Source organism: Staphylococcus sp. FSL W8-1207, from assembly GCF_038003745.1.
Classification (GTDB): Bacteria; Bacillota; Bacilli; order Staphylococcales; family Staphylococcaceae; genus Staphylococcus; species Staphylococcus equorum.
The window spans coordinates 673,656-691,371 of the sequence record NZ_JBBOPU010000001.1 but is presented as its reverse complement, the minus strand read 5'-3'; the positions used below and the strand labels follow the sequence as shown (position 1 = coordinate 691,371).

Genomic DNA, 17,716 nt, shown 5'->3' with positions numbered 1-17,716 from the left:
GAAATAGCTAACACAAATTCAAAAAGGCTGATAGATCCCAAAAGAGATTCTATCAGCCTTTTTTATATTTTGTTTGAGGATGAGCTATTGATGCTCCAAACTACCCTCTTATATAAACAATAACGAGATTAGTCTAGTGACGTTGGATTATAAAACTGTCTGCCTTCTAGACCAAAAATACGTTCAGTAAATTGACCTTTATCCGTTTTCTTATATGCTTTTTCAAACATATTCATTTTTGCATCGATATTATCAATAAAGAATAATATTTCTGCTTCTTTCATATGCGGTAACTTAGGAGAACCATATTCCATCTTACCATGATGTGCTAAAATCATATGGCGCAATAAAAGTACTTCTTCTCCATCAAGATTCAACTCTCTTGCCGCTTCTGCAACTTCATCACTTGCTATGGAGATGTGACCAAGTAAATTACCTTCTACTGTGTACGATGTAGCAACTGGTCCGCTTAATTCTCTTACTTTGCCTAGATCATGTAAAATAATTGAGCTATATAATAAACTACGGTTAAGTAAAGGATAAATATCACATATAGATTTTGCAACACGCAACATCGTTAATACATGATAGCTTAAACCACTAGAGAAGTTATGGTGATGTGTACTTGCAGCTGGGAATGTGAAAAATGCTTCCTGATGCTTACGTATCAAATGACGAGTAATACGTTGTAATGTAGCATTTTCAATATCTAGCATATAATGTGAAACTTCTTCTTGAATTTCATCTGGTGTTAATGGTGCACCATCAACAAAATCTTGAGTTTTCATATTATCTTCTGGTTTTGCTAACTTTATTTTATTGATTTTCATCTGTTTTCTACCACGATAATTGATAACATCACCAGTAACATGGACGATTTGTTCCGGCTCTAATATTTTCATGTCTTCTTTTGAAACCGTCCATAATTTAGATTCTATATCTCCACTTTTATCTTGCAAATGTAGTGTCATATAATCTTTACCTTGAGCTGTCACACCTTGTATTGCTTTGTGAATTAGAAAAAAGTTATCTACAGAATCTCCAGGCTTTAAATTTTCTACGTTTCTCATTATTTACCGCCTTCCTCGAATTTATTCAAAGTAATGATTTGTTTTGAAGGCACACTTGTATCTTTCACACATGTAAAGAATAAAATTTGATAGTCTTTCGGCATTTGTCTTAAATAATTCATCATTATTTCTTTGCGTTGCTTATCAAAATGTACAAATGCATCATCAATAATAATAGGAAATGGATAGTATGGTTTTAACGTTTTGATTAAACTCAAACGTAATGAAATATAAAGTATTTCTTTAGTAGACTGACTAAGTTCTACTGGTTCATACATTTGACCATTTTGCTGTTTCACCATTAATTCATCGTTTGCATAAGTCACTTGTACGTAATGACCATTTGTTAAATGCGTAAATATATCAGTTGCTTCGCTTATCACTTCTGGTAAACGTTTATCTTTAATTTGTGCAATGTGACCTTCTACTAAAGATTGTAAGTAACTCAGACTTGCCCAATCTTTTGCTTCGTCATTTACTTTATTTTTAAGAATATGGAATCTATGTCTTAAATCAGCTAATGTCTTGTCTGTCTCCATATCAGTTATTTTTGCGTTTAAGTCACTAACTTCTGACTGCATTTCTAAATATTGATCATTATATTCGTCTACTTGTCGTGCTAAGACTTCATCTTCGTGCGTTAATTGCGCATAAGTCTTTTCACTTAACCTTGAACTTAAATCATAATTATAATTTTGATTCTCTAGGTATTTCGATAAATCGTTAAACCTAGTCATTTGTTGTTGGTAATTTTGATATTGTACATGGTGTTGGTAATAAGTTTCTTCATCAGAAGCATTAACATAGCCAAATAACTGTGTGATCACATTATTATTTTCATTTAATCGATTGCGTAGTTGCGATACTTCACTCTCAATTAATTTGATTTGCTCATCGTTTCTATTCCATTTTTCAAGATTAGTTGTTTCTTCTTTGAGCCACTGTCTAATGTCATGGAATAATGATAAATCATTAAAATAAGTAAATTGGTTATTTGTAATTTCTTTAGCATGCGCATAAAAGGCTTCTAATGACTCACGTAATTGACGAGCTTGTTCTTTAAGTTCATCGATGTGTTTATCATGGTCTTTAATCTTATTCATTGTGCCAATACTATCAATGATCAGTTCATCTGACATTTTATCAGATAAATGTAAATCTGATTTAACTTTGTGAATACTGTCTTGGGCTTCTTGGTACTGTTTTTGAGCTTGTTCTAAACTCGTTGCTAAATATTCAGCTTTTTTATCAAGTGCTTCTTTTGTCTTAACTGTACTATTCAACTGTTCTCGCACTCGGTACTGATCATCCAAATCAAAGTCGAGATCATAATTATCTTCTAAATGCGTAATTTGTCGTTGCAAATCATCTATTTCTTTTGAGAAAGTTTCACTATGACCTATTTCTTTAGATTTTACAAAGAAAACGCCTATGATAAATATGACTGACAATATCGCAAATACAACGCCAAAGAGTATGTTCGCAGATATGAATGAGAAAATCGTTAGTCCTATACTTATTACTGCTAAGATAATTAAGCTTATGCGTAATAGATTCTGTTTTTTCTCATTTTCTTGTTGATCTTTATCAAAAGCCTCTTTCATTTTTTGGTAAAGGTTATTCTTTTCTTGAAGCTCGAATACTTGTTTATTATATTGTTTTTTCTTTTCAAAATTTTCTTCAGGTACAATATCTGCTTCTAAAGCATCTATTTCCGTAGCATTGGTCTCTTGATCAATTTTATTCTCTTCGATATTACGTTCTAATTGTTGTACAAATGCAGTTTGTTCTTGTTTGTTTTTAATTTGATTACTTACAAAACTTTTCATTGCTTCTGAACTGTCAGCTTGATGATGCACATCATGCCAACCAATATTGGACTTCAGACCTGTCTTTTCGCGTTCTTTATCTTGGATGTCTTTTTCAATAGCTTTAAGTTCGTATTCTTTTTGTTTAATTTCATTCTCTTGTTGGTGTAAGTGATTGAAAGCATCTATATCACTTTGTTTCGGAACATTAATTTTTTCATTTTCTGATTTAAGATGTGCTAACTTTTCTTCTCTCAAGCCTAAATCTCTTTTAAGGTTTTGGGTTTGAATTTTTGCAGATTCATAGCGATCAATACCTTGTTCAGGGAAAAGTACTGGTTCAATATTAAGTTGAGATTCTAGCGTTTTCCACTCTTGTGTTTGTTCGTGCAAAGTGAGTTCTTTTTGTTTCTCGTTATGCATTTTTGATAACTGTGCTAGATTTTGCTTTATATTATCTAACCTGCGTTCTGATTTATCTTTATCATCTACAAGTCTTTTATAAGTAGTTAACTTCGACTCTTCTACTCTAATTTGACCCTCTAATTCTTTCAACTGTTCTAATTGCTGATTAATAATTGGATTACGTCCATTTTTCTTATATAACATTTCTTTTTTCTCATTTAAAATGCCACGCATACTAGTGAATTCTGTAGAACCTAATGCACCCGCTTGTAATAAATAATTTTGTAATTGAGTCTCATCCATATTTTTATGAATATCTTGTAGCCCAAGTACATCAAAAGAAAAAATACCTTGGTATGTACGTTTAGAAATAAAATTCAATTCTTTTTTCAACCAATTTTCATCTTTAATCGTGCCATTAGGTAAATAAACTTTCACATCACCCACTGCACTACCTTTTATACGCTCAACATCAACTAATGTACCATCGTCTTGAATTAAAGTTAATTTACCGCCATATTGATTACCTAATCGTGGTTCTAATCGAGGCTCATTTTCTTTCTTTGTTGGAAAACCAAATAGAATGGAGTGAATAAAAGCTTGTATCGTAGACTTTCCAGTTTCGTTTTCACCATATATTTCAGTGAAAGTCTCATCAAACTCGATTGTTCTTTGTATAAATCTGCCATAACCATATATCTCTAACGATTTAATTTTCATATTATTCCTCCCTCATATCTGACTTTAATAATTCTTCGGCATGTTCAATCAAACCACGTCGATCAAAATCACTATAATTTTCAAGATATTTAGAAGCTTTTGGATTTAAATACAAATCGTTCATAGCTTTATCATACACAGTGTTGTCATCGATTAATTCTGGCGAAAATTCTTTTACTAATGTATTTTGATCTTCATATTTATTATTGATTGTTAAATTTTCAATAAATACAAAGTTATGCTCATTTTCTTCATAATCACTAATCATTTCATGAACTTGTAATGCGTCTTGTTCAGGTATTGTTTGATCGGAATTAACAATAACCTTTAATTGATAAATCGATTTACCTTTTTTTCTCACTTGTGTTTTAAAAGTTTGAATTGCTTCAAAAAGACCTTGTTTAGATGTTTTATCTGTTTCAAGCGTTGCTTTTTCAAAACGAATAAATTGTGTAGGTACGAATTTAGCCTCAAGATTTAGATCGTCACCTTCTACTAACAAACAACCTTTTTCGCCTAATTCTTTAAAGTGTCGGCCTTGTATATTCCCTGGATAGTGAATTTGAGGCATATCACTTAATTGTTGACGCTCATGAATATGACCTAATGCCCAATAATGATACAGCTTATTGTTTAAATCTTCTAATCTGAATTCTGTATAACGGTCTTTAGTGCTAGATTTACTATATGTACCATGAAGTATGCCAATATGGATTCCCTTTTGTCCTTGGCTTGATGGATAAGCATCTAATTTATTTTCGTAACTTGCATCATTTTGATAACTAAACCCGTGAAGGTAGATTTCTTCACCATTTTTAGTAATTGTTTGATAAGTTTCTACATTTTCTGAGAACACTGAAACGTTATCTGGCCATTCTGTACCAATACTTGAAGATAATGGATCATGATTGCCGTGACAAATGTATACGAATATTTGTTCTTTAGATAAGCGCTCAAATTGCTCTTTCAAAAACACTTCTGCACGTAATGTCCGGTTCTGTTGGTCAAATAAATCACCAGAAACAATCATAAAATCTATTTCTTCATTCAATGCTAAATCTACTATTTTTTTAAAGCTTTCGTACGCACTTTTTTGCATATCTTCAAAAATCGACTGACTTAAATAGCTTCTTGACTTAAATGGGCTATCTAAATGTAAGTCAGCACAATGAATAAATTTCACCATACAGTACAGTTCTCCTTTATCTAAAGGTTTATTTAAGATGATACATGCAAGACAATCTATAAATGAATTGGTTACTTATTCAAATTTTAAGATGTGTGCATGCGAATACCTTGTATCTCTATATTTTACCACATTGTCTAAGATTCAGTCGATAAAACAAAAAAAGCTACAATACATAAAATGTATTGTAGCTGGAAATCAAAATTCTGATTAATTGATATTAGTCAGCGTAGATTTCGTCTAAAGGTTTAACAATGATTTGGTTGATTTCTTGGAATATTTGGCTCATGTTTTGTTCAGCAGCCATTAATTCTGAAATGTTTGAATCATTTTCGATTTTTTGAGCTTGTTCTTGTGCTTTTTGTAACTCTTCTTCACCGATTTCTTCACCTTGCATTTGTTTTTGTTGGAATTCTAATTGAGTTTCGCGGAATTCGTCAAATAATTCTTTTGACTCTTTATTTTCTTTAACATTTGCATAAGCTTTTTGAATAGCTTGGTATTCATCACTTTCTCTTAAAGCTTGTTCTAATTGATTTGCATGATCGTGTAAATTTACTGCCACTATGCTTCACTCCTTTTTTGTATATGTGTGAAAACCACATCGGTATTACAATAACATAATTTAATATGTTATACAAAAATTGCAATTATGCCTTGTAATAGCCCTATTATGCCCCCTAATAAAAAACCTAAAAGCATAATTAATTTCAGTTCTTTATTTGCGATATCAATAATTAATTTTTCTATATAAGCTAAATCAAATGTATTAATTTGTTCTTCAATCATTTGTCTTAAATTAATCTTTTTCATGATTGGAGATATATGTTTAGATATATTCTCTATAATAACATCTGTTAGTTTTTGAGAAACTTTGCTTTCTAAGAAATGAATAAAGCTTGGCATTAAAGTATTAAACGATTGTTTTGATACTTTATCTACATCTAAATAACCAACGGCTAATTCAGTTACAGAAGTTTTAAATGAATTGTACTGACTTTCACTAACAAGTTCATTTAAATTTTTAGCTTTCATAGTCTCATATTCATTATCAATGACCTGTTTTGCAATTGCCTTAGCTTTAGGATGTTTAGTTAAACGAATAAGTTCATGTTGAATACGATCAGCTATACTCTCTTTAGTCATAAACATTTGTAATAATCCAACTATTTTACCTTTCTCGTTGAAGAAAGTCTCCAACATAGATGCAATATCAGCCGCACCTTTTTCTGAATTGAGGTACACACTTGCTCTTTCAAATAATAAATCAGGAACTAAATCTATTTTACTATCAATGCTAGCTTCTATCTTTTCAGGAATAATCTGTTTGATAGGTGTAGTTTGATTATCTTGGTAAAATTCATCTAATTTATTTGAAATCATTAAGTCTAATTTTTCATTTGCTAACTGCGTAACATCTAAATCTAACTTATCAGCAAAATATTGCAATGTCATATGTTCTTGCTTTAATTTTCGAATTTGATTGAGTAATACTTCTTCAATTGCTTGTCTTGAAGATGGTGCATTTAATTTTGATTGGATTAAACTTTCCGTTAATAAGTGTTCTTCAACAACTTGACCAATCTTATCAGCGACTTCTTTTCTACGTTTTGGTATTAATCCAGGTGTAAAGGGCACACGTTTATTAAAAATATAATAGGTTTTAAATGGATGAAATAGCATTCTAACTGCTAAAATATTTGTTACTCCACCTATCAATGACCCAATCACCATCATAAATACAATTATTAAAAAAGTTTGCATAGATGATTTCTCCTTTGAATTCTATACTTTATTTCTGTTTTATTGAAAGACTATTTTAAATTACAATCATTTTTACATTGTATAATACTTACTATAAAAATGTGTAATAAAAATACCTTGTTTTTCAAATTTAGTTACTTAATTTATCTTAAATATCACAAGTAACTATAACAAAGTTACAAAACAACCAAATAAAAAAAAGACCTAAATCTTTGTTTAGGTCAAGTAGAGTAAAGTGACTAAATCATTCATATACAATTTAAAGTCCCATGTCACCCAATTATATAAATAATGATTCTCCTATCACAAAATGAATTAATATTATACGTGCATTAATTCTTCTTTTGATATTCTGCCGAAGTATGTTTCAGCTTCTCTTAATTTAGACGTTCCAAATATTGGTTGCGTTTCATTATTAAGCACACGATAGATATCACTTACTTTATTACTTTGTAAGATAAATCCGTTGCGGCTATCAATCGTATTCCAGTATATGTCACTTGTTGTTGAATGGTTAGGGTATGCACAATGATTACGAGAAATCGTTTGTACCATTTCTAAAGGATCACAACCAAAAGTACTATTTAAAACATCTGAATCTCTGAATAATGCACAAATTGACACACACGTAGTCCAGTTAGGTAATACTCTCTCTTTTTCTATTTGTACTAATGTCTTTTTTGAAAGACCAATAGTTTGGGCCATCGTATCTTGCGTATAACCTGCTTCAATACGTACCATTTTAAATTTTGTTTGAATTAAATCTGTGAATTGCTGTCTATCCATTACTTTAATCTACCTTTCATAAAAGAATATTTTATCCGGACACAAGAAATTGCAATAATACACGCTTCTTGAAACACAAATTACATCTTAATACAATTTTCAAGAAAATAAAAGAGTGAAATGAAATTTTCATCGTTTTTTATCATTGGCGCAATTATCAAAATAATCAATCTTATATCTTATAAATAAGTTACAAACAAAAACATTTTGATTGTAAGCGTATTATTTTTGTGAAAAGTGTCATTTTCCTAAATTACTTATTACTCTTTTAAGATAAAAACACTATTTATCATTATAGCCTACTTTACCTATTTACGCATAGAAAAAGATTAAAAAATTTTAAAAGTTATCAAATTGAGCTATAATCGTTTACTTTTTTCTGAATTTTCATTATACTCTGAGTTACTTTTCAAAATTAGAGGTGCTTAAAATGGAAGATAAATACATATTACTAGCTACATGTTCAGACAAAGTTGGAATTACATCATTAATCACAAATATCATTTCACAATATGATTCTAATATTTTACATTTAGATCATTTTACTGAATATGGTCATGCACAAGATGCGGATGGAAAATTATATTTAAGATTTGAATTTAATAAAGTACCCTTAGTAAAAGAAGCTTTAGAAAAAACACTAAGTGAAAATGATATCGAATTTAATTTATTCGATAATAGTCATAAAACTAAAATCGCATTATTTGTTTCAAAAGAAGACCATGCGTTTAATGAAGTTTTACTGAGAGTGAAACGTGGAGAAATACCTGCGGAAATTGTATGTGTTGTCAGTAATCACGAAAATAATAGACATTTTGCAGAAACGTTTAATATTCCTTTTTATTACGTACCTAGTAATAATGCAAAAGATTTAGTTGAAAAAGACATTTTAGATATTTGTGCTAAACACGAAATTGAACTCATTGTATTAGCAAAATATATGCAAATTCTAAGTGATCATTTCGTGAGCCAATACCCAAATCAAATCATCAATATTCATCATTCCTTCTTACCTTCATTTATTGGAGCAAATCCTTATAAACAAGCTTGGGAACGTGGGGTGAAACTTGTAGGAGCTACGAGTCACTATGTAACTTCTGACTTAGATGAAGGCCCTATCATTGATCAAGATGTGACGCGCATTACTCATCGTTATAATGTCCAGGACTTAAGAAAAATTGGTCGTCATGTTGAATCAAGTGTATTAGCACAAGCTGTGGAATACCATGTACAACACAAAGTAATTGTTACAAAAGGAAATAAAACAATCGTATTTAATTAATAGTACAAACAGTAATAGCAATATAAAACTAGAGAGTATCAATAAAATTAATAAACTAAAAAAGAGCCTATAAAGGCTCTTTTTTAGTTTAAATGATTTACTTCATCATGATTACTTATGTTCTAATCTCTTAAAATTTATATTTAGAGAGTTAATCCATTTTAAAACAAAAACTTGTTAAATTGAAGCTGCTTGCGTACTAGTAGTCTCTTTACTTAAAACTTCCATATCATATCCATCGTCAGTTTCTGTATATTTTATCTTAACTGTTTCTCCGTCTTTTTCTACTTCCGTAGGTAATTCTTTAGATTCTCCATCTTCATCAGTAAGCGTAACCGCCCCATCTTCAGCTTGAGTACCCTTGATACCCTCTTTTAATTTAAGATGTACTGTACTATCATCCTTCTTGCTCACTTCTACAGGATTATCTATACTTGCAGCACTTGCACTATTGAAGACACCTACTAACGAAATAATCAAAGCAGCAACCATTAAACTTACTAACCCCTTACTTTTCACAAAATTTAATGTATCCATATAGAAAATTCCTCCTTAATATGTTGTAATTTATTTTGATTACCTTGCAACATGGTTATAACACTAACAAAATATTCAGAATTTTTAAAGTTTTTATATAAATATATTCTAAAAAACTTTCTGTTTCGATTTGAATTTGTAATTTTAATTTATATTAAGTAAATTCCTTATTTGTTGCATACATTTAAAAATGATATACTAGAAAAAATTTCACTAAAGACGGAGGGTTTATTATGACATTAAAAGCTCACCATCCAGAGTTTTCGCTATACGCTGCTATGAAAGTTTTTACAGCTCAAGCAATTCCAGGTACTTTAACACTTCTAAATGATAAAATTTGCTTTAAAGCAAGTGGTGTACTGAAAGGAACAGAAATTAAAGATACTTTTCACTTTAAAGATATTAAAAATATTAAATTTGGTTTTTCATTTTCTCCATTCCGCATTGTTATAATAGATAACGATGGCGAATCGTGGATTTTCGATCAAGTGAATCGTAAAGATGCCAAACAATTTATAGAAATTTACAACTCCGTTAATAAAAATTAAAGTCTGAAGTCATTCTTACTTAGAAATCAAAGTATTTTGTTCTCATCTAAATTAATAACTATACATATTTTTAAATTGGCATTTAAAGAAGCCTCTCATTCAATTGTTTGAATGGGAGGCTTCTTTATTAAAATACCATTAACTAATTATGCTTGAGCTTTTTTAGCATCTTTTCTGTCTGCTTGATTTGAAATAATCATAGCACAAGCTGCATCACCTGTAATATTTACAGATGTTCTTGTCATATCTAACAATCTATCTATACCTAAAATAATACCGATTGCTGCTGGATCTAGTCCCACTGCATTTAATACCATTGCTAACATAATTAAACCAACACCTGGCACACCTGCAGTTCCAATTGATGCTACAACTGCAATCACTACTACAGTAATAATTTGACCAATTGAAAGATCCACGCCTGAAATTTGAGCAATAAAGATAGTTGCTACCCCTTGCATAATTGCTGTACCATCCATATTAATTGTCGCACCTAAAGGTTGAACAAAGGATGCAATTTCAGGTCTCACTCCCATTTTCTTCGTACATCTTAGTGATACTGGTAACGTTGCTGTTGAACTAGAAGCACTAAATCCAAGCGAAATCGCTGGAATAAATGCTTTGAAGAATTTCAATGGACTTGTTTTCCCTATAAATTTAACTGCCGATCCATAAACTACAAAGAAATGAATTGCGAGTGCTAACAATACGATAAAGAAGTACATACCTAATTGTTTAATAGCACCAAAACCTGCTCCTGTAAAGGCATGTGCAACTAAACCAAACGTACCAATTGGTGCAAAGACACTCATAATCATTGTCACGATGTACATGAGTACTTCGTTGGTTTGTTCAAAAAATTTATGTACCATTTGTGCTTTGGAACCAACCATAATAAGACCGACCCCAATAAAAATAGCAAATGTGATAATTTGAAGCATATTTTCATCAGTCATTGATTGTAATGGATTCTTTGGAAATAAATTAATTAAAGTTTGATCGAACGATTGACTGGCTGCAGCACTTTGTGAGCCCTCTTCTTTATCTAAAGTTTTTTGATAACTAGAAACATCTTCACTATTTAATAAATCAGATTTACCTTCTCCTGGATTAAATATCAATGCCAAAGACATAGCAATTGTAATTGCTAAAGCTGTAGTTGCTAAAAAGAATGTAATTGTTTTTAAACCTATACCACCAAGTAGTTTCGGGTCCCCAACCCCTACCACTCCTAAAACGATTGATACAAATACTACTGGCACTACTAACATAAATATTAAATTCAAGAAAATTTGTCCAATAACATTAAACACATATTTATCAACATTAATTACGAATGCAGATTGTGCAAACATATTAAAAATTGAACCAACGGCAATACCTAATATTAATGCTATGACAATCTTCATTGAAAGGTTTTTTGTTTTCATTGCATTATCCCCCCTATTGTTTATTACTCTGTATTATATAGTAATTTTATATAAATAAAAGCAAAATTTGAAAATAATTACAAAAAAATGAATCCGCTTCCAATACTGTAGATTCGCTATATTAAATGAGATTGTTTTGCATCGCATATATCGCTGCTTGTGTGCGATCAGTTACTTGAAGTTTGTTAAAAATATGGCTCACATGTGTTTTTATAGTTTTCTCAGAAACAAATAATGATTCTGCAATTTCTTTATTTGTTTTACCTTTAGTCATCTCTGCTAGCACTTCAGATTCACGCTTTGATAATTTATTAGTAAAATGTGGCTTTTTACTCACCGCTTCGATGACACTTTGCGCTTGAGGGTGTATCGTTTTCTCGCCTGAAAGTACTTTCTTAATTGTTTTTATTAATTGGTCTGGCTCTACATCTTTCATCTCGTATCCATCTGCACCCTTATCAATTGCGGAAATGACATGTTCATCGTCCACATAACTTGTAAGGACTAAAATTTTCACTTCTGGATACGACTTTTTCATCATTTCTGTGATTTCAATACCATTCATTTCTGGCATAACTAAATCTAATAATACAATATCAGGTAATTCATTTGTTTCTAAATATTCAAAGAAAGATTTACCGTCTGAAAACCCTCCTATAACATCTATATCATCAACAGTAGATAATAGGAATTCTAATCCTTGTCTTACGATATGATGATCATCCACGAGTATAATTCGATACATGTTAAACTTCCTTTCAAAAAAACTATAATGGAACTGCTATATGAATTGTAGTGCCTTTATTTTGAGTTGAATCTATTTCTAATTTACCATTAATCAATTTTGTACGTTGTCTCATATTACTTAAACCATGAGAGTCTGGTGGGTTGGATTTATTAATATTAAATCCTTTGCCCTGATCTACTATATCAATAGTTAAATAACTATCTTTTTGAATCAACGATAAATCTATTTGTTTGGTACCACCATGTTTTTTTGTATTATTCATTGCTTCTTGTATAATACGATAAATATTTTCTTCAATTATACTTGGCAGATTGATCAGACCATCTACTTTAACAGTTAATTCAAGTTGTAAAAGCGTGCTGTATTTTTTCAGTGCGTTAACTAAACCTTGTTCTAATCCAACTGGCTTTAATTGCCAAATCAAAGCTCGCATCTCGTTAACAGCTTGTTGACTTGTTTGTTCTATCACTTGAAAAGCCTTGCGTGATACTTCTTCATTGGTAATTCCTTCAGCTGCATGGGCTGTTAATTTTACAGAAAAAAGCATTTGATTCACTGAATCATGTAAATCCCTTGCTAAGCGATTTCGTTCACTTATGCGAGCTGCTTCTTTTTCTTGATCCGTTAGCCAAATACGTTTGATTGCAGAGCCAATTTGAAATGCTACAGACTCAAGCATTTCTAAATCTTCTTCACTATAATGCGTTGTATGTGGTGTAGCAACATTTAATAGTCCGAATTGTTCTTCCCCCGACCTTAGCGGTACAGTTGCATGATGCGTGACACCATCTGTTTCATCATGATATGCACGGTTTGCAAGGTTGATACGCGAACAATTAATGATATTAGAAGCTTTGGTCAATTTCTTATTTTGATAAGCTTGAACACACCAGCACGTGCCTTCACACATATATTTACAATTTTGTTTGGCTAATGCGCCTGGTAAATCTATATGAGATACAAGCTCATGTTGACCTGAATCATCAATAAAGAAAATCCAGCCTGTTGTAAACTCGCTTCCTTGAATTAAAGACTTCAATGCACCTTGCATCATACTATATGTTTCTGTTTCTACATTTAAAAATTCTGCAATTTCTTTTAATAAAGCAAGTCTAGTCGGTTTTTCCATTTAACCAGTCCATTCTTTTATACAATATTACTTTACATATATTATACAGACTCATAAACTAATTGAAAAATATAGTTACGATTAACCTACAAAATGATTTAATTAACAATAAAATAAATTTCATAGAATTACTATGTCTAATATTTTTAACACGTTGTTTATGGTATGATTATATATGATAATCAAGGAGGATACTATGAAATTTGAAATCCCTATTAAATATAATCAATTAACATTGAGAGAAATTTTTCAACAATTGCACTTACCTAAAAAAGACTTACATAATTTAAATATGTCTAAGTTAATTACAATTAATGATGAACCAGCAACATTAATGTCTAAAGTAAACACTGGTGACATAGCTTATATTCCTACACCAGAAGAAGTAAGCAATTATTTACCAAGTTATCGATACGCTCAGATTTATTACGAAGATGACGATATCGCTGTTGTTATGAAACCAAAAGGTGTTAAAACACACCCGAATGATTTAAAAGAGAGTAATACACTCATGAATCACGTTATCTATACAGTCAAGAGTGATTACGTTGAGCCAATACACCGCTTAGACCAAGAAACAGTTGGTTTATTGATTGTTGCTAAAAATCCATTAATGAAGAAAATTTTAGACCGTATGTTGGAAGAAAATGAAATTGATCGTATTTATAAAGCAAATGTGCACAGTTTATTACCTATCAAACCACAAACGATTGATATGCCAATTGGCAAAGATAAATTCCACTCAAATAAACGTAGAGTGTCACCTACTGGACAAACTGCAATTACACATATTATTAATTCTAAAATGATTAAAGAAGATGTAAGCGAAGTAGATTTAAAATTAGATACAGGTAGGACCCATCAAATTCGTGTTCACTTAGCTGAAATTGGCCATCCAGTAATTGGTGATCCATTATACGGTAATTCAACACTAAGACAACTTCAACTAAATAGTTATAAAATTGAATTTATCCACCCACTTACGCAAGAAACAATTTCAGTAAGTATGGACGATGAAATTTAAATCATATTAATATATTACAAAAAAAGCCAACGCCTTCTATTTAAAGAAGCGTTGGCTTTTTAAAGTATTTTTTATTTTGGTTCAACCATGTCTTCAGGTTTGATCCACTGTTCAAATTGTTCTTCGGTCACATGACCTGATTGTATCGCAGATTCTTTTAATGTAAGACCTTCACGGTGTGCTTTTTTAGCAATACTTGCAGCATTTTCATATCCAATATGTGGATTTAGAGCAGTCACTAGCATTAATGATTGGTTTAAATAATTATCTATATTTTCATGAATTGGCTCAATACCAACTGCACAATTTTCATTAAATGTTTGCATACCATCTGCTAATAAATAAATTGATTGTAATGTATTATGCAAAATGACAGGTTTGTATACGTTAAGCTCAAAATTACCTTGAGAACTTCCAATGCCTACTGCAGTATCGTTACCCATAACTTGTACTGCTACCATTGTTAACATTTCACATTGTGTCGGATTTACTTTTCCTGGCATAATAGATGAACCTGGTTCATTTTCAGGAATAGATAATTCAGCAAGCCCTGCACGCGGGCCTGATGCTAGCCATCTTATATCATTAGCAATTTTCATCAAGTCAGTTGCTAATGCTTTTAAAGTACCATGTAATTGAACCACTTCGTCGTGTGCTGTTAAAGCATGGAATTTATTTTCAGATGATACAAATGCATAACCTGTATTTTTTGAAATGAATTTAGCTACTTTATCGCCAAATTCTGGATGTGCATTAATACCTGTACCTACAGCTGTACCGCCAATCGCTAAATTTAAAATGTGTGCTTTTGATTCGCCTAATAAAGTTTCACATTTATCAAGCATGAAACGCCATCCACTAATTTCTTGTCCTAAACGAATAGGCGTTGCATCTTGTAAATGCGTACGTCCAATTTTTATAACATCGTTAAATTGTTCTTCTTTTTCTTTAAAAGTATCACGCAACGCTTTTAAAGTTGGTTCAAGTTTTGTTTCTACTTCATTATATAATGCAACATGCATTGCTGTTGGGAATGTATCATTTGAACTTTGTGATTTATTAACGTCATCATTCGGATGAATCGTTTCATCACTGCCTTGTGATTTTAAATATTCATTAGCTACATAACTCACAACTTCGTTTACGTTCATATTACTTTGTGTGCCACTACCTGTTTGCCAAACCACTAATGGAAAATGTTCATCTAGCTCTTTATTAATGACACGGTCACAAGCATAAACAATGGCATCTTTTTTAGCATCTGATAGTTTTCCTAATTCATTGTTAGCTAAAGCTGCCCCTCTTTTTAACTGAGCAAATCCGTAAACAACTTCAATTGGCATTTGTTCCTTACCTACTGGAAAATTGCGTTTACTTCTTTCTGTTTGAGCACCCCAATATTTATCTGCAGGTACTTCAATTTCACCGAATGTATCATGTTCAATTCTAACTGACATTTCAAATTCTCCCCTTCATTATTCGTTATTCAGCTTTAGTATAGCATTAATTATTTTAAAGGGGCAATCGTATTATAGAGCGTTTACATATTATTTTATTTTAAACTGTATTTATGAGTTATTATTTTACTTTATTAACTATAACATTTCACTTTTCCATAAAAAAATACCGTCAAAATCAATAAGATTTTACGGTATTTTTTATAAATCATCTAACACTATGAAATTTAACTTTCTTTAGTAATGTTTATTTTGTTGAATTGTACTTTTGCTGCTTGTATTACGCCTACTGCTGTTAATATGAGTAGAATCGCACCGATAACCATAGTAACAGGACTAATCGTAACTAATGTACCTAAGAACCCAGTTAAACCATTATAAAAATCTCCTAATGGTTTAAATAGCAATACAGTTATTACAATACAACATATCACACTTATAATAATTCCTGTTTGATTACCTTTAACAAACGTAGAAGCATTAACTTGATCAACAAGTCCACGCGATAAATTTATCTGCAATTTTATAACTTTAAATAACACGGGTAAGTAGAGTGCACCAATTGCCATAGGAAAGCCTTTAATAGAAATTAAATTAACAATGACAGCACTAATCATAATGTATTTCCAATACTTACTTAACATATGTATAAGTCTCCTTAAATCCAATAATGATATAATAATAACACATTCACTTTTAACTTGGCATTTCTTTTTAAATTGAAAATAATTTATCGTGTTATTTGAAAATCAAAAAGTTAAATTTTCATCTTCTTAAAGTCTCGATTGCTATAAAAAGACATAGAAATAGCCCTTTGTGAATAACAAATTCAACAAAGAGCTAAATTAAAACTAATCTTTTAAATCTGAACGAACTTCTGGATCATGTGATTTATCTAACTTAACTTCATCATTTTCCTCGGAAATTTGTTCCATTTCCTTACCAAGTTCTACTACATCTTCGTAGTCACTGACCATTTCATTTTCAGGTTCAAATGCATCATTTTGTAAATGCTTATTATCTTTTTCGTTTGCCATACCTATCACCTCACATTTTTATATTAAGCAAAACGTGCTGTGAAATAATGTCTTACATCTTCAGGTAATCCTTCTGCTGCCGCTTCATCTAAAACCACATTTACCATGCGATGTGCTTTTAAATCTGACGGTTCAAAGTTTGTTTTACCATTTTCTTCATATAATTTGTGAACAACTTCTTTTTTGTCAGCGCCAGTGATAATTAATATAACTTCACGTGCTGAAAATAGACCTTGTTTTACACTTACGTTCAATTTTCCATTAGTATCAATTGATAGTACTTGTGTAATCAATTTACCTTTATTTTCTTTTGTTTTAATTTTATCACTGATAAATGATTCAGTGTCTTCATTAAATGAAACATTATAAATTTGACCTTCAGGTACACCTAAAGCTTCAAAATAAGATTTATTATCGTCATAATCTAAAATGTTGATTTGACTAAAGTCTACAGGATGATTATCTACATTTTTCTTTAATTCATCTAATACTGGTGAATTATCATTAGAAAGGTGTAGACCTGCAATAGTCGTCGGATTGTTGTTAAATTGTTTTCTTAATATATCTGCAGCATATTCAGCTACAATTTTTTCGTTTTCTAAAACTTTAAAGTTCATTGCCATAGTAATTACACTCCTCTTTTTTATTAAGACGCGTTCTAGCATTATTTTTATTAATACCCTTGATGTAATGGAGATAAACCACAACATCACTAATGTATCAATTTAATTAACTAAATGCTAAGTTATAAGACTTATCTCTATTATACAAATCTACCACATTAT

17 protein-coding genes are annotated in these 17,716 nt (G+C 30.8%); 3 read left to right on the top strand and 14 right to left on the bottom strand.

Annotation, left to right across the window (positions count from 1 at the left end; genetic code table 11):
* Nucleotides 1-128: 128 nt before the first annotated feature.
* From yhaM to xdrA, 6 genes are all read right to left on the bottom strand, one after another.
* Nucleotides 129-1,070: a 3'-5' exoribonuclease YhaM gene (yhaM, locus tag NSR03_RS03535; protein ID WP_002507250.1), complete on the bottom strand. Its 942-nt coding sequence runs from the start codon at nucleotides 1,068-1,070 to the stop codon at nucleotides 129-131.
* Nucleotides 1,070-4,003: an ATP-binding protein gene (locus NSR03_RS03530; protein ID WP_002507249.1), complete on the bottom strand. Its 2,934-nt coding sequence runs from the start codon at nucleotides 4,001-4,003 to the stop codon at nucleotides 1,070-1,072. Before NSR03_RS03530 ends, yhaM begins: the two co-directional genes overlap by 1 nt.
* 1 nt (nucleotide 4,004) lies before the next feature.
* The gene (locus NSR03_RS03525; protein WP_002512515.1) at nucleotides 4,005-5,189 is read right to left on the bottom strand and encodes a metallophosphoesterase family protein; all 1,185 of its coding nucleotides are present in this window, start codon (nucleotides 5,187-5,189) and stop codon (nucleotides 4,005-4,007) included.
* A gap of 220 nt (nucleotides 5,190-5,409) precedes the next feature.
* Nucleotides 5,410-5,754: a YlbF/YmcA family competence regulator gene (locus tag NSR03_RS03520; RefSeq protein ID WP_002507247.1), complete on the bottom strand. Its 345-nt coding sequence runs from the start codon at nucleotides 5,752-5,754 to the stop codon at nucleotides 5,410-5,412.
* A gap of 68 nt (nucleotides 5,755-5,822) precedes the next feature.
* Nucleotides 5,823-6,953: a DUF445 domain-containing protein gene (locus NSR03_RS03515; protein ID WP_002507246.1), complete on the bottom strand. Its 1,131-nt coding sequence runs from the start codon at nucleotides 6,951-6,953 to the stop codon at nucleotides 5,823-5,825.
* 321 nt (nucleotides 6,954-7,274) lie between these two features.
* On the bottom strand, nucleotides 7,275-7,739 hold the full coding sequence (xdrA, locus tag NSR03_RS03510; protein ID WP_002507245.1) for an XRE family transcriptional regulator XdrA: 465 nt from the start codon (nucleotides 7,737-7,739) through the stop codon (nucleotides 7,275-7,277).
* 430 nt (nucleotides 7,740-8,169) lie between these two features.
* Here xdrA and purU point away from each other — a divergent pair, with 430 nt between their 5' ends.
* Entirely contained in the window at nucleotides 8,170-9,021 is an 852-nt protein-coding gene (gene purU, locus NSR03_RS03505; protein WP_002507244.1) for a formyltetrahydrofolate deformylase, read from the top strand.
* A gap of 177 nt (nucleotides 9,022-9,198) precedes the next feature.
* On the opposite strand, the gene NSR03_RS03500 is transcribed toward purU, so the two are convergent.
* Nucleotides 9,199-9,558 (bottom strand): hypothetical protein, encoded by a 360-nt coding sequence (locus NSR03_RS03500; protein WP_002507243.1) that lies wholly within the window; start codon nucleotides 9,556-9,558, stop codon nucleotides 9,199-9,201.
* A 233-nt stretch (nucleotides 9,559-9,791) separates the two neighbouring features.
* Here NSR03_RS03500 and NSR03_RS03495 point away from each other — a divergent pair, with 233 nt between their 5' ends.
* Nucleotides 9,792-10,106 carry a hypothetical protein gene (locus NSR03_RS03495; RefSeq protein WP_002507242.1) on the top strand — a complete coding sequence of 105 codons (315 nt, stop codon included), beginning with the start codon at nucleotides 9,792-9,794 and terminating at the stop codon, nucleotides 10,104-10,106.
* Nucleotides 10,107-10,252: 146 nt separating this feature from the next.
* On the opposite strand, the gene NSR03_RS03490 is transcribed toward NSR03_RS03495, so the two are convergent.
* From NSR03_RS03490 to NSR03_RS03480, 3 genes are all read right to left on the bottom strand, one after another.
* Complete coding sequence (locus tag NSR03_RS03490; RefSeq protein WP_002507241.1) at nucleotides 10,253-11,536, bottom strand: dicarboxylate/amino acid:cation symporter; 1,284 nt, start codon at nucleotides 11,534-11,536, stop codon at nucleotides 10,253-10,255.
* Between the two features lie 121 nt (nucleotides 11,537-11,657).
* Nucleotides 11,658-12,281, bottom strand: coding sequence for a response regulator (locus NSR03_RS03485; protein ID WP_069820918.1), 624 nt, complete (start codon nucleotides 12,279-12,281; stop codon nucleotides 11,658-11,660).
* 22 nt (nucleotides 12,282-12,303) lie between these two features.
* Complete coding sequence (locus NSR03_RS03480; protein WP_002507239.1) at nucleotides 12,304-13,413, bottom strand: GAF domain-containing sensor histidine kinase; 1,110 nt, start codon at nucleotides 13,411-13,413, stop codon at nucleotides 12,304-12,306.
* Nucleotides 13,414-13,609: 196 nt separating this feature from the next.
* On the opposite strand from NSR03_RS03480, the gene NSR03_RS03475 reads away from it, so the two are divergent.
* Nucleotides 13,610-14,437, top strand: coding sequence for an RluA family pseudouridine synthase (locus tag NSR03_RS03475; RefSeq protein ID WP_002507238.1), 828 nt, complete (start codon nucleotides 13,610-13,612; stop codon nucleotides 14,435-14,437).
* Between the two features lie 71 nt (nucleotides 14,438-14,508).
* On the opposite strand, the gene fumC is transcribed toward NSR03_RS03475, so the two are convergent.
* The 4 genes from fumC to NSR03_RS03455 all read right to left on the bottom strand — a co-directional run bounded on the left by fumC (nucleotide 14,509) and on the right by NSR03_RS03455 (nucleotide 17,554).
* Nucleotides 14,509-15,894 (bottom strand): class II fumarate hydratase, encoded by a 1,386-nt coding sequence (gene fumC, locus NSR03_RS03470; RefSeq protein WP_002507237.1) that lies wholly within the window; start codon nucleotides 15,892-15,894, stop codon nucleotides 14,509-14,511.
* A gap of 227 nt (nucleotides 15,895-16,121) precedes the next feature.
* On the bottom strand, nucleotides 16,122-16,538 hold the full coding sequence (locus NSR03_RS03465) for a hypothetical protein (protein ID WP_002507236.1): 417 nt from the start codon (nucleotides 16,536-16,538) through the stop codon (nucleotides 16,122-16,124).
* 207 nt (nucleotides 16,539-16,745) lie between these two features.
* Nucleotides 16,746-16,931, bottom strand: a complete 186-nt coding sequence (locus tag NSR03_RS03460) for an SAS053 family DNA gyrase inhibitor (RefSeq protein ID WP_069820919.1) — start codon at nucleotides 16,929-16,931, stop codon at nucleotides 16,746-16,748.
* A 23-nt stretch (nucleotides 16,932-16,954) separates the two neighbouring features.
* On the bottom strand, nucleotides 16,955-17,554 hold the full coding sequence (locus tag NSR03_RS03455) for a 6-phosphogluconolactonase (protein WP_002507234.1): 600 nt from the start codon (nucleotides 17,552-17,554) through the stop codon (nucleotides 16,955-16,957).
* Nucleotides 17,555-17,716: the final 162 nt, after the last annotated feature.